The 13,104-nt window shown below is 43.0% G+C and carries 10 protein-coding genes; 7 read left to right on the top strand and 3 right to left on the bottom strand.

Annotated features, from left to right (window positions below; translation table 11 throughout):
* Window positions 1-14: 14 nt before the first annotated feature.
* On the bottom strand, window positions 15-1,718 hold the full coding sequence (locus CBX98_RS01010; protein ID WP_006741581.1) for an EAL domain-containing protein: 1,704 nt from the start codon (window positions 1,716-1,718) through the stop codon (window positions 15-17).
* A gap of 486 nt (window positions 1,719-2,204) precedes the next feature.
* Here CBX98_RS01010 and CBX98_RS01005 point away from each other — a divergent pair, with 486 nt between their 5' ends.
* The 4 genes from CBX98_RS01005 (at window position 2,205) to CBX98_RS00990 (ending at window position 6,902) form a co-directional block, all read left to right on the top strand.
* Window positions 2,205-3,422, top strand: a complete 1,218-nt coding sequence (locus CBX98_RS01005; RefSeq protein WP_109168384.1) for an HD-GYP domain-containing protein — start codon at window positions 2,205-2,207, stop codon at window positions 3,420-3,422.
* A gap of 192 nt (window positions 3,423-3,614) precedes the next feature.
* Window positions 3,615-4,238, top strand: a complete 624-nt coding sequence (locus tag CBX98_RS01000; protein ID WP_109168383.1) for a LysE family transporter — start codon at window positions 3,615-3,617, stop codon at window positions 4,236-4,238.
* A gap of 214 nt (window positions 4,239-4,452) precedes the next feature.
* A complete protein-coding gene (locus CBX98_RS00995) occupies window positions 4,453-5,997 on the top strand; it encodes a YjjI family glycine radical enzyme (protein WP_109168382.1) in 1,545 nt (514 codons plus the stop codon).
* A 23-nt stretch (window positions 5,998-6,020) separates the two neighbouring features.
* Window positions 6,021-6,902, top strand: coding sequence for a YjjW family glycine radical enzyme activase (locus CBX98_RS00990; protein WP_006741577.1), 882 nt, complete (start codon window positions 6,021-6,023; stop codon window positions 6,900-6,902).
* A 24-nt stretch (window positions 6,903-6,926) separates the two neighbouring features.
* Here CBX98_RS00990 and CBX98_RS00985 read toward each other — a convergent pair whose 3' ends face one another.
* A complete protein-coding gene (locus CBX98_RS00985; RefSeq protein ID WP_041853038.1) occupies window positions 6,927-7,865 on the bottom strand; it encodes a LysR family transcriptional regulator in 939 nt (312 codons plus the stop codon).
* A gap of 415 nt (window positions 7,866-8,280) precedes the next feature.
* Here CBX98_RS00985 and CBX98_RS00980 point away from each other — a divergent pair, with 415 nt between their 5' ends.
* The gene (locus CBX98_RS00980) at window positions 8,281-9,051 is read left to right on the top strand and encodes a TerC family protein (protein WP_047008736.1); all 771 of its coding nucleotides are present in this window, start codon (window positions 8,281-8,283) and stop codon (window positions 9,049-9,051) included.
* A gap of 160 nt (window positions 9,052-9,211) precedes the next feature.
* Window positions 9,212-9,814: a 2OG-Fe(II) oxygenase gene (locus CBX98_RS00975; protein WP_109168381.1), complete on the top strand. Its 603-nt coding sequence runs from the start codon at window positions 9,212-9,214 to the stop codon at window positions 9,812-9,814.
* 61 nt (window positions 9,815-9,875) lie between these two features.
* Here the strand turns inward: CBX98_RS00975 and CBX98_RS00970 are convergent, their stop codons facing one another.
* Window positions 9,876-11,141, bottom strand: a complete 1,266-nt coding sequence (locus CBX98_RS00970; protein WP_109168380.1) for an HD domain-containing protein — start codon at window positions 11,139-11,141, stop codon at window positions 9,876-9,878.
* Between the two features lie 625 nt (window positions 11,142-11,766).
* On the opposite strand from CBX98_RS00970, the gene CBX98_RS00965 reads away from it, so the two are divergent.
* Complete coding sequence (locus CBX98_RS00965) at window positions 11,767-12,960, top strand: iron-containing alcohol dehydrogenase (RefSeq protein WP_109168379.1); 1,194 nt, start codon at window positions 11,767-11,769, stop codon at window positions 12,958-12,960.
* The last annotated feature ends 144 nt before the right edge of the window (window positions 12,961-13,104 follow it).

The raw sequence follows: 13,104 nt of genomic DNA, 5'->3' as shown, positions 1-13,104 counted from the left end.
CGCCGAAGAACGGTTTAGCTCAATGAATAGCGACTGGCACTGGCAACAGAGAGTGGTTTAGAGAACCAATAACCTTGCAAATAATCGACGCCCATCTCGGAAAAGAAGTCACACATTTTTGCGTCTTCGATGCCTTCTATCACCACTTCAATATTATTTTCCTGACACATAGTGATAAGAAACTTCAAATACTCTTGAGAAGAGCGATTGGTCAGTGTCTTCCATGCCATCGACTTATCAATTTTGATTTGTGTCATCGGCAAGTCGAAGAAGCTATTTAATGAACTGTAACCAGAGCCAAAGTCATCGAGCGAGAGTGCAAAACCTAACTCCCTGAGCGTGCTTAGGGGGGCAATAGCCGTCTGATTATTATCCAAAATAAACGTTTCTGTCAGTTCCAAAACAATGGACTCGGGGTCAACGCCTGCTTCATCCGCCATGGCTTTAATTCGCGTAGGGAATTCGCTGTTCATCAACTGAAGTACAGAAACGTTCACGTTAACACGAACTTGGTTTTGGTAACGTTCGCGGTAGTTTTTGATGAATTCACATGCTTTGGCAAATACTTGATATCCCAGTTCGACGATCAATCCTTTGTTCTCTGCTACAGGGATAAACTCGTCGGGATAAATTTCGCCAAACTCTTTGCTACGCCAGCGAACTAGCGATTCGAAGCTCACCACTTTTGAGCTTTTGGCGTCAATAATTGGCTGAAACTTAACACTTAATGTCTGCTTTTCTAGCGCACTTTTAAGACCTTGCTCGATAAAGAAGTAGCGATCAACGGCATGCTGCGTCTTCTCACTGTAGACCGCGACGCGGTCTCTATTTTGTTCGCTCGCGTACTGACAAGTTCTTGCCGCTTTACGTAAAATCTCCTCTGCGGAGTGACTAGGGTCAATACAAGGATACAAACCAATGCTAATGTTGCTACCTAGGTATTGGCCTTCTTCAATCACCGCTTCATGGTAGGTTTGTTTTAAACTTTCAGCGTAACTCTGTAGCGCTTCTATTGAGCACTCATCGTGAATCAAAATCGCAAAGTCATCATCATGCACGCGATACACCGAGCTGTTTGGAGAGGGCAAGTGGCTGAGAGTTTGTAGCAACTTCTCTACTAATCCATCGACCAGTTCGCTGCCATATTGATTCAAGTAAGATTTGATGTCTTCGATCTGAATATAACAAATAGACGCGCAAGAATCGGTGGTACGTACACTGTCTTCGATATCCAGCAAGAGATGGGCGCGGTTAGCCATGCCTGACGCGTTGTCATGAAATGCGACTTGATGGATGTAACTTTCCATCAGCTTACGCTCAGAAATATCGCGATGGCTGCCAACCATGTAATGGCCGTGTTCTGTTTCTTTGGTCATGGCTACGCCTTCTATCCAGACGTATTGTCCGTTGGGTTTACGAACTCGGTAAGTGGTTGTAACCCTCGTATTGTTGGTCGTGATGTGCGCATCGACCCTTGTGGACAGCCTTTCTCGATCAAGAGGATGAACAAGTTCTAACCACTGCTCTAAACTGATTCGGCCAGCGTTAATACCGAGCTGTTCATAGAAGCCTTTGTTGTAAAATACCATGGTACCAAACTCATCCATGTAGAAGAGGCCTTCGTTAAATACGTCGAAGATATGAATGAATCGTTCTTCAACGATTTTCAGGAACTCTCGGTCACTATCTGAGGCTTGTTGGTCAAATATGGTGGTCAAGATATTTCCTCCTCGAGCGTTTTAGCATCAGAGATGAGTGTGGGGGTTTGATAACATAGAGTTGATCTGTTGGCGTACATTACAATCACAAAAGTATCAGTTCAAATTGTTTGGCTATCATTTTATGCGCTACTAGGTTAATAACATACTAAGATTAGGCGGCTAATCATCGACATTTATAAAAAATAGTCAACAGTAAAAATCATTTATAAAATACAGTTATTGATGCTGTCCGCAATCTATAAATATTTATGAATAATTATCCTCAAGTTATTTTAAGACGTGTCGGTTAGAGGTTCTGCTCTTGAGTGTCATATCCGTATATTTGCTAGGTTAAAGACCATAATAACAAAAAGGGCTTAGTGATCGCGATGGGTTATTAATTGACAGGATGCTCATTAATAGTAATCAATTCTAATTTATTATCACGCCAATTAATCAAATCTCTTATAATACTGCCGTTAATATCGAGTAAGCTTTCTTTTTATGCAGTACGATCCAAAAAATTCAATCAAAATTGCGCTCGCTGATGTCGGCGTTGGTATGTTTGTTACCGCGATAGAGCACAACAAGCGCGTAAATTTAGCCAATGCAGGGCGGATATCTAGCCCAGAGGGCATTAAGAAGCTTACCGCGAGCGGCGTGAAGTATGTTTGGGTAGATCAAACATTATCTTCTCAGAAGTGTGTCTTTAAGCCTGTGGATGAATCCATTGTTGCCGTAGAAGAAGAGCGAGAGCCCAAGCCCTCTGACTTTTCGAAGGTTCAACGCGCTTATCGCTCGAGAGACGTTCAACATAAACGAGCCAAAAAGCTAATTGCGGAAGCAAAAGATCTGGCGCAGAAACTATTGAATCAAACTTTTGAAGGCAAAATCATTGAAGTTGATGAGGTAGAAGCTTGGGCTGATGATGTCATTGAAAGCGTTTTTATCGACTCAGATGCGTTGCAATGTGTTTCTGCACTCCGAAAAAAAGACTCCTACTTGTTGGAACACTCCGTCAATGTGGCTTGCCTTTTAGTGTCATTTGGTAAGTACTTGGGGTTAGATAAGCAGACATTAAAGCAGCTCGCTATTGGTGGCATCATTCATGATGTAGGTAAAATTAAAGTTGATGACAAGATTTTGCATAAACCAGCAAAGCTAACACCTGAAGAGTTTGAACACATGAAGCTACATCAAGTGTTCGCTGGTGAGATTATTCTCCATGTAAAGGGCCTTAGTGATGTGAGTCGCGATGTCTGTTTGATGCATCATGAGAAGTTAGATGGCAATGGCTACCCTAGAGGCTTGAAGGGCGATGAGATTCCGATTCACGGCCGCATGAGTTGTATTGTTGATATTTACGATGCGTTGACGGCCGATCGCTGCTACAAAAAAGGCATGAGCTCAGCAGAAGCGTTTAAAATCTTGTTGAGTTTAACGCCATTTCATTTAGATGCAGACCTAGTCTACAAGTTCATTAATTGCGTTGGGATGTACCCAGTGGGCTCTATTGTTGAGTTGAGTGATGGGCGTGTTGGTATTGTTTGGTCCTCAAATGACTCTCAAGCTTTAAAGCCAGAAGTGAAGTGTTTTTACTCACGCAAATATCAGCGTTATATCGATGTGGCGATGGTCGATTTGAAAAATAGCCTACACAAAATAGAAAGAGCAGTCGCTCCGTCATCGTTAGAAATCGATCCCAAGCCTTTTTATGATTAAGAAAAATAAACATGCTTTACAACCTTGCATGCAGAGCGTATTTTTATTGCATAACTATCTATTAATGGTTTCTAAATTATGTAGGGACTAGGTGGTTATTAAAGAATCGAGTTTCATGGATGGAAACCGAGTTAGGAATATCTCAATAAAGATTGAGGTATAACCCTCTACTTTTTGCGGGAAGGGATGCCAATGCAAATTGATACATGGATTTTTTACACCCTGGCCATTTTGGTGCTTACTGCATCGCCTGGACCAAGCTCATTGCTGTGTTTAAGTAAAGGTGTGAGTAGTGGGTTTCGTATTGCCCTCATGACTGCGCTAGGCAGTTTATCAGCGATCACTATTATACTAACGCTTTCTTTTACCGGGTTAGGAGTTGTGATTGCCTCATCTGAGCTGGTCTTCAATATCATCAAATGGTGTGGTGCCGCTTATTTAATTTGGTTAGGCATTCAAGCGCTGCGCTCTTCTCAAACGGATTTTAACAAAACGGCAGCCGTCCAAAGCTCCTCGAATGCGCTCAGCGCGTTCACCAGTGGTTTTATTGTTGGCGCTAGTAACCCGAAAGCGATTGTCTTTTTTACCGCTTTGTTTCCTCAGTTCATTGATCCCTCTGCGCCTTTGTTGGCTCAATACGCGATTTTTGCATCTACATTTGTGGTGTTTGAGCTAAGTTGGCTAACATTTTATGCATTATTAGGTGTAAAAGCTTCAGGCTGGCTGTTTGTCGCTGGAAGAGCCAAGTTGTTCAATCGCCTGACTGGCGGAGTATTTATTAGCGCGGGCGTCATGTTGTCGACGGCCAATCGATGAGAAAGCGCGTGTTCGGTGCATGGTTGGATTATTTCAATTGCGTAAGTTGCAATAACCTAATTTAGCGTTAGCTTATTTCCATTATGGAAATAGACGTTTTGTTTATTTTCATTAGTGGCAACAGGTAAGCCGGAGTAAAATCACGTTACTCTTTAGGGGTAGAATCCATGTTTTATCTTGTGGGTTTGTGGTTACTTTTTCAGGGACATCTCAGATGAAAAGCCTTTCTGAACTACAACAACGTTTTCTAGACATTGCGACTGATGTTCGTCTTTCTCCAAAACAAAAGTCGAACTTTTTGGCCTTGGAGGCGGAAGCATGTATTCCTTACATGTCGATTTCCCCATCGCTAAGACAAGCAATGGATGAAGGAATAATCTGTGATATGTTTGAAGGCCATGCACCTTTCAAACCACGCTATGTGCTGCCTGATTACGCTAAGTTCCTATCGCAAGGCTCTGAGTATCTAGAGTTGCTTCCAGCTGACGATTTCGATGATGCGCTGAATATGCTCACCATCATTTACCATCATGTTCCATCGGTAACGAATATTCCGGTGTATTTAGGTCAGTTGGATGATGTCTTGCTGCCTTACATAGGCGACCTAACAGAGAATCAAATTTACAAAAAGTTAAAACATTTTTGGATCATGTTGGATCGCACATTGCCAGATGCGTTTATGCACGTGAATGTCGGACCGACAGACAACATTATTTGTCGCACTATTTTAAAAGTGGACGCCGAGCTCAAGCAGATTGCGCCAAATCTTACGTTCATGTACGACGAGTCGGTCACGCCTGATGATTTACTTCGTCAAGCGACGCAGAATATTTGCGAGTGTAGTAAGCCTCATATTGCCAATTACCCTGTGCACTCGAAAGCCTACAGCGGTTCACGTTTTGGTATTGTAAGTTGCTACAATTCACTGCCACTGGCTGGTGGTTCAAACACGCTGGTGCGAATGAACCTAAAAGGAGTCGCAGAACGAGCATCGGATTGTAACGACTTCTTAAACAGTGTTTTACCTCTATACCATCAATTAATGGTTGAGTTGATGGACGCTAGAAGTACGCACTTGCATGAAAAGTCCAATTTCTTTCAAGGATTTTTGACGCAAGAAGGGTTGATTGAAGAGTCCCGTTTCGCACCAATGTATGGCATTTATGGTATGGCAGAAGCGGTGAATCTTTTGTTCGAAAAAGAAGGCCAAACGGGGCAGTACGGAAAAGATGAACGTGCGAATGCCTTTGCTCATGATGTTTCAGCCACACTGGCGAAACTAGTGGAGTCAACCCCAGTGAAATATGGTTTGGATGGCAAAGCGCTCTTACATGCTCAAGGTGGTATTAGCTTAGATCTTGGCGTTACGCCAGGTGTGCGTCTTCCTTATGGCACGGAGCCTGACCCTGTCACTTATGTACAAGCAACAGCTGAGCATCACCAGTATTATCGTGCAGGTATCAGCGATATTTTGACGATTGATGAAACGGTGAAATCAAACCCAGAAGCGATGTTCAATTTGTGCAAAGGGGCGTTAAATGCTGGTTATCGTGAGTTTACCGCGAATGTGGCCTCAAATGATTTGATTCGCGTTACGGGATACATGGTCAAACTTTCTGATATCGCAAAATATGATGCAGAAGGTTCGAGAACCAATACGACGTTTCTGGGAGCAGAGGCGGCAAGAAATACTGGGATTTTAGAACGCTCACCACGTGTGGTGAGTCATGAAATGACACCGACCTACACGCAGGCGTAAAGGTCGGTTTAGGAAAGAACAAGATGTCTAGACGAAGTGGAAGCCTTTTGGCAAAAGTCACTCGTATCCTTCCTTTCTCTTGTGTTGATGGGCCAGGAAATCGTCTAGTCATCTTTCTACAGGGTTGTAACTATCAGTGTTTGAACTGTCATAACCCTCATACAATAAACCATTGTAATCACTGTGGTGATTGTGTGAGTGAGTGCCCGGCAGACGCACTGAAGTTCGACGAAAACAACAACGTTGTTTGGCTTAAAGAGGAGTGCACCCACTGCGATCATTGTATAGAGATATGTCAGAACCAATCTAATCCAAAAATTACTGACTACTCTGTGGTAACAATGCTCGATTTGATACGCAAACATCGCTTTTTCATCAGTGGTGTTACAGTATCCGGTGGGGAATCTACCTTACAACTTCCTTTCATTATTGAGCTGTTTAAAGGGATGAAGCAAGATCCTGAGCTACAGCACCTTTCTTGTTTCATCGACAGCAATGGCTCTTTATCAGTGACAGGTTGGCAGCGTGTGCTTCCTTTTCTGGACGGTGCGATGATCGATTTGAAATCGTGGCAGACAGAGACGCACCAGTGGCTAACTGGGCGTGATAATCACCGTGTATTCAAAACGCTTCAGTATCTTGCAAAGCATGAAAAATTGTATGAAGTTCGGTTACTGCATATTCCAGGGAAAAGTGATTTAGATATAGAAATCGTAGCGATTGGGCGCTATTTGAGTACTTTGCCTGAATCGGTGCTTATCCGTTTAAATGCATTTCAACATCACGGAGTCATGGGGGAGGCGCTAACTTGGGATGCGTGCTCTCGCCATGATATCGAACGCTTAAAATCAGAACTTTTACGTTACGTGAGTAACCCCATCGCAGTGCCGACTGTACTCACGTAATGCAGTTTTGATTCGTTATCTTACTCACGCATCGCACGCGTCTAGCATGGCACAGGCATCGAGCAATTGTTTTTGTAGCCATTTTAAAGCCGGATCGTTCAAGCTCGCTTTGTTCCAAACGAGGCTGTAGGCTACCTGTCCATAATCGAATGGAAGGGATTGTTCAACCAAGCCTTTTGCTTGCATGGCCGCCCTTGCCCAAAGTTTGGAACAGGTGAACAAGTAATCTGAGTGCTGACACATCACCGCAGCTGAACCAAAATCCGCTACACGCATAGCCATGTTTCGCTTCGAGTGCCTTTGTGTGAGGTTCTGCTCGAAATAAGGTTGTGAGAGATCTTTATCATGAATCCCAATGTGTCTTGCACAGAGGTAGCTTTCAATAGACAAAGGCTGATTAGAGAGTGGATTTGATGGTCCCATTAAACAAACCATTTCGTCTTTCAGAATGGTTTGCCATACCAAGTCTTTGTTTTGCGTGGGCGGCTGACTAAGATCGTGTGGAAGCAGCAAAAAGTCCACTTGGCCTCTTACCAACGCATCGAAACTCATTTCCTCTTTTGCATGCACATTCAAATGTGCGTGATTGCCGAGTTGCTGAGATAAATGCTGTAGAACTGGCGCAAAAAGCTCAAACGAACTTTCGCGCATAGCTAATGAGAAACTGCCCTGATAGTAAGCTGGATTAAATGAGCCCTGATGTAATAATCCATTCATGCTAGAGAGTATGCCATGGATCGAGGGGCCAATGTGCAGCGCAAATGCCGTTGGTACCAAGCGAGTACCATCGCGATAGAAAAGGTCATCTTTCAGCGTTTCACGTAATTGCCCAAGTGTTTTACTGACGCTCGAAGGTGTTACACACAGGCGCTCTGCGGCAAGCGTAACACTGTGAGTGGTTAACAACATATGCAATACAGTGAGATGTTTTAGGCTAATGCGTGAAAGAGCAATGTAGTCCATAAATAGCATGGTTTCTTATGATTTTTGGCAGTATATCAGGATGAAACAAATTTTTACTATTGTTTATCTCGTAAATGAGCATCTTTCGCTTTGAGCTCAATGTATTTAACGTGTTGCGTAAAAATAATTTGAGCTTTGTACGATTAAAGAACTCTCTTGGATTTGTTAGGTCTTTGGCGTTTTTCTTTCTTCAATTTTAGAATTTCTCTTTTATTTATCTTTCTAGTGCGAGGGCTGAATAGTTTGTGTACGAATGAAAAGCCGTCATTACCTATTAAAAATAGCCATTGTGTTGTTGATTGTTTGGTGATTTACTCAAGATCCTTAAGTAACAGAGGTATAAATAATTAATGGACGACCCCTTTAGTCGACAGAACCCTTCACCGTATGTCTTCCCATCACTGGAGGCGTACTCATGTTAGAACTTTTCATGCAACCAGAGGCTTGGGCGATTTTTGCCACTTTGTTTGCGCTTGAAGTTGTCTTAGGCGTTGATAACGTCGTTTTTATCTCCGTCCTATGTGAAAGATTGCCACTGCATCAACGTAAACTGGCAAGAAACCTTGGTATCGGCCTTGCTGTTATTGCTCGTATTGCATTGGTTTTTTCTATCTCTTGGATTATGCAGTTGACTCAACCACTGTTTTCCGTCGTAAACCAAGCGTTTACCGGAAGAGACGTGATCATGATCGCGGGTGGTGCATTCCTATTGGCAAAAAGCCTGAAAGAGTTGTGGAGCTGGTTAAATCACAATGAATCTGGCCACTCGACTCATGCTCGTACTGGATTAGCGGTAGTGCTGCTGCAGATTGTTGCTGTGGATGCGGTATTCTCAATGGACTCGGTGATAACCGCCGTCGGTTTGACAAGTGATGTCCCGCTTATGGTCGCGGCGATTGTCTCGTCTGCAATCGTGATGGTAATGACTGCTGAAAAAATCAATAATCTGGTGACGCGCTATCCCGGCTTTAAAACGTTGGCATTGCTGTTCCTGGTTTTATTGGGTGGCTTATTGATGGCAGAAGGCTTCGCAATTCATATCAATAAAGGTTATGTGTACTTTGCGATGGCATTTGGTTTGATTCTGGAACTTTGTCATATCCAGCTAAAAAACAAACAGCGTCCTAGCATTAAGCGTCTTCGTCCGTTGCGAATTCGAGCAACGAGATTAGAAGCTCGTCAATAACAAACGACATTGCCGCTCACATGAGCGGCATTTTTGTATCTTGTATCGTCTATTTTAATTCTCGTTTTGCTTCATTGTCGTCTCGATAAAAAATCGCATTTGTTGTTGTGTCGCAGATTTTTTATATAGAGCGCCCAACTAACACGAGTGAACGAAAATAATGAATAAAATGATCGATGCGTTAGCAACCAATGGCTACTACATCTGGGATGATTTTCTTTCTGAACAAGAGGTGGCTCAACTGCGAGATTGCATTCCAAGCAATTGGAAAAAAGCACGTATTGGTCGTAACGATGATGTGACTCGTATTGAATCTATTCGAAGTGACAAGATTCAATGGTTATCGCCAAATATGGGGCATGCTGTTGCTTCTTACTTGGATAAAATGGAAGAGATCCGCCAAGAAGTGAACCGTCACTTGTTTCTTGGACTTTTTGAGTACGAAGCTCATTTTGCCAAGTACGAGAAAGGGGACTTCTACCAAAAACATTTAGATTGTTTCAAAGGTAACGAAAACCGTCGATTGACGACCGTTTTTTATATGAACGAATCCTGGACGGAAGAAGACGCGGGTGAATTAGTAGTATACGATTTGAATGACACTAAAATTGCAACCATTCCCCCACGCTCAGGGCGTTTGTTCGTATTCTTATCAGAGCAGTTCCCACATGAGGTGTTACCAACTAATGCCGAGCGTTTTAGTATCGCTGGTTGGTTCAGAATCAATGGTGTGCGAGATAATTTACTTGATATTGCTAGGTAGCTATTTATCTGCCTAGTTTTATCATCCTAAAAAAGGGGGCGTGTGTTCGCCCCTGTTTTGATTAAACGTCGGTTGAGAGTTCGTAACACTCTGTCATGTGTCGTTCTAATACCGCATAAACGTCAGAGCAAAGCTCCTCTTTGGCTATTTGCTCACCCATAATGTCGGCGATCTGTGTTTGAGTCATTCGTCCTCGATAGGGGCGATCTTGAGACAGGGCTTGGAAGACATCCGCGACAGCAATGATACGCGATGGAACATCGAGCTCGTCGCCTGTTTTGTGATAGGGATAGCCCGACCCGTCTAAACGTTCATGATGATTGGAAGCCCATTCCGCTATTTTCGCGTTAGGAAAGACCTTGTGCAATGCGAGCTGAGTATCAATGGTATGGCGTTTAATGCGTGTGTACTCTTGTTTGTTCAGAGAGCCTTCTTTGTGAAGGATTTCATCTGGTGTTTTTAACTTTCCAATATCATGCACCAGCCCTGCAATATATAACATTTCTTGGTCGTGCTCGTTTAGCCCAAGCTTAATTGCTAGATAACGAGATAATTTCGCTACTTTTTGTGAATGTTGATAAGTGAACGGGCTCTTTGCATCGACAATTTGAGCGATAAACATTCCCAAACTGTTCATATCTTGGATGGTTAATTGTTTTTGAAGCCAATCAATGCTTTTAAAATTTAGGCCTATAGTTTCAATATTTTCCGACTCCATCGCGAACCAAAACGCGTCGGTCATGACGAGTTTAACCATTGCTTCGGCCATGCTTGGATTAAACAAAGTTCCAACGTTTGCCATGATGCACTCAGCAATCAATTCTTCATGAAGCGTGACAATGTCACAGTGGCAGTTCATGACGTATTTTGAGCGCATAAAATCAAGGCGGTCCGATAAGTAGAGCAGGGCGGCCACCTCTTTTTCAAAAGTCGGTAAATCGAGCTCTTTTAGTTCGCTCCAATGTGTATGGTGGTAAAGAACGGGTGTCGCAAATTGGCGCAACAAACGACACTGCTTGAGGCTTCGGTACCCTCTTAAGCAGTGTGTTTTCACGTCTTGTGGCACGAGCTCTTCAAGTAACATTTTATGTTCTTGTGTTTCGGAGACTCCACAGTCGTGGATCATACCTGCGAAGTAACAAAACTCCGCTTTTTCTGGCTCCCAACCCATGACGCGAGCACATTGGTAAGCGATATAAGCGACACGATGGCTGTGGTGAGTATCGTCAACACCGACATAATCGAGTGCTCGAGCAACCCAGATAAGTGCTTGTTTTAGATCGACTTCAAAGCCCGTGTCCGTATGGGAATGGCAAGAATGATTCATGGTTTATACCGACATTGCTAATTAGCCCACGCGAAACCCAAATCAGAAGGTGATAGGAAAATTGGGTACGACAGCGAATAGACCCCAAAAAGGTGGGCGTTTAGACGTAGTTTTAATTATGGGGCGGATAATAATCCTAGTTGCATAACAATATCACCTGAAGCTCATGATTAAGAGTCAGTTATTTGAACTAAGTATTAGTTTTGAAAGATTATTGTTGCTTTTATTGACTTATTTGAAAACGACAATAAATCATGATGTAACGCATTCTTATTTGTATTTTTATAAGTGATGTTCGGATTAGATTACTGATATACCGTACAGCTATGTGATTAAGCAGAATCCATATTTTTGAGTTTGCATGAACGAGAAGGTATCTTCAATAACCACTTTATGATCGGCGAAGCTGAAGGGGGATGGGTTATTAAGGTAACGCTAATGGCAAATCATAAAAAATAATTTTCTCTACAGCTCACGTGGTGTGGGGAGATCAAGATAACGGTATTGCTCCCTCAGCAGCATTTATGTGCTGATGAAATGACTTAATTAAAAAATGTGTGATTGCAAAGTAAGCATAGGTGATAAAAGTAGCTAGAATGATAGCTCTAAATGAAAAGGATTTCGTATGTTGAAGCATCGCTTATATCGGACTTACACCGCAGGGCTAAAAATAGCAGCTCTTATCCTTCCTATGCCGAGACCAACCTTGTTTTCTGGCCCCGGTTCGATGAATGAGCTATTAGAATCGATGACCGAACTGGGATTTAAACGCGTCTTATTAGTTACCGACGAAGGGTTAGTCCAAGTCGGTATTGTCGATAAGGTGCTCAAGGCGGCAGCACAACTCGATTTACAGTTAGATGTTTTCTCGAAAGTGCATCCCGATCCTACCTATGATCAGGTAGAAAGCGGTCTAGAGGCTTACCATCGTTTTCATTGTGAGGGCATATTAGCTTTGGGTGGTGGCTCGGCAGTGGACTGCGCAAAGGTCATTGCTGCGAAAGTTACCAATAAACGGCCAATAAAAAAGTTAGCTGGACTATTGAAAGTATGGCGAATGCCAGCTCCTCTGTTTGCTATTCCAACGACCGCAGGAACAGGAAGTGAGGTCACCATCGCCGCGGTCGTATCAGATCCCTCCTCACACATTAAAACCCCTTTGATGGATCCAAAGTTGGTGCCACTAATGGCAGCTTTAGATGCGAACTTAATGATTGGTTTACCTCCTAAGATCACGGCTGATACTGGCGTTGATGCATTAACTCACGCTATTGAGGCGTATGTGTCGAGAAATGCTACTCAAGAAACTAGGGCTTATTCTGTTGCCGCCGTTAAGTTAATTTTTAAGCATCTTCCTCGGGTCGTAGCACAAGGGGATGATGTTGAAGCTCGACATAAAATGGCCATGGCATCCTATTACGCAGGTTTAGCATTTACGAAAGCGAGTTTGGGTTATGTTCATGCGTTTGCTCACACATTCGGTGCGAAATATGGAATACCTCATGGCATGGCAAACGGATTAGCCTTGTTACCTGTGCTTCGCTTTTCATTATCAGAGATAGAGCCTCAACTAAGAAAACTCGATGCGTTGACGGCCGAAGGGCAGTCAGGTGAGGCGAGTGCTCAACACTTTTTGACGCACGTGGAGTCTTTGTTTGCAAGCATTGATATTAAGCAGAAAAGTGCACTCATTAAGCGCGAAGATGCTGATGCGCTTGTAGATTTAATTCTGAAAGAGGCGCACTGGAATTACCCTGTCCCTAAGTTCATGAGTAGGGAAGAATGTACTCAGCTATTGTTGGATATTAGTGGTGTGTAAGTTTTTATTTACACTTGTGGTTTTTTATCCTTACACTTTGCTTGATCTTCTGCTGAAGATCCTACAATATCGACAGCATTACAAATATGGTATTGGTTTCGGTACGCCGTTACCCGATTTAATACCGATAATTCCTAATAAAGT

This window comes from Vibrio sp. T9 (genome assembly GCF_003123985.1).
Classification (GTDB): domain Bacteria; phylum Pseudomonadota; class Gammaproteobacteria; order Enterobacterales; family Vibrionaceae; genus Vibrio; species Vibrio diabolicus.
This window is presented reverse-complemented; position numbering and strand designations above follow the sequence as displayed.

Excerpts from the sequence above, each read along its gene's own strand:
- CBX98_RS00965 (WP_109168379.1), top strand. The coding sequence starts at position 11,767 with ATGTTGAAGCATCGCTTATATCGGACTTACACCGCAGGGCTAAAAATA.
- CBX98_RS00975 (WP_109168381.1), top strand. The coding sequence starts at position 9,212 with ATGAATAAAATGATCGATGCGTTAGCAACCAATGGCTACTACATCTGG.
- CBX98_RS01000 (WP_109168383.1), top strand. The coding sequence starts at position 3,615 with ATGCAAATTGATACATGGATTTTTTACACCCTGGCCATTTTGGTGCTT.
- CBX98_RS00970 (WP_109168380.1), bottom strand. The coding sequence starts at position 11,141 with ATGAATCATTCTTGCCATTCCCATACGGACACGGGCTTTGAAGTCGAT.
- CBX98_RS00985 (WP_041853038.1), bottom strand. The coding sequence starts at position 7,865 with ATGGACTACATTGCTCTTTCACGCATTAGCCTAAAACATCTCACTGTA.
- CBX98_RS00990 (WP_006741577.1), top strand. The coding sequence starts at position 6,021 with ATGTCTAGACGAAGTGGAAGCCTTTTGGCAAAAGTCACTCGTATCCTT.
- CBX98_RS00980 (WP_047008736.1), top strand. The coding sequence starts at position 8,281 with ATGTTAGAACTTTTCATGCAACCAGAGGCTTGGGCGATTTTTGCCACT.
- CBX98_RS01005 (WP_109168384.1), top strand. The coding sequence starts at position 2,205 with ATGCAGTACGATCCAAAAAATTCAATCAAAATTGCGCTCGCTGATGTC.
- CBX98_RS00995 (WP_109168382.1), top strand. The coding sequence starts at position 4,453 with ATGAAAAGCCTTTCTGAACTACAACAACGTTTTCTAGACATTGCGACT.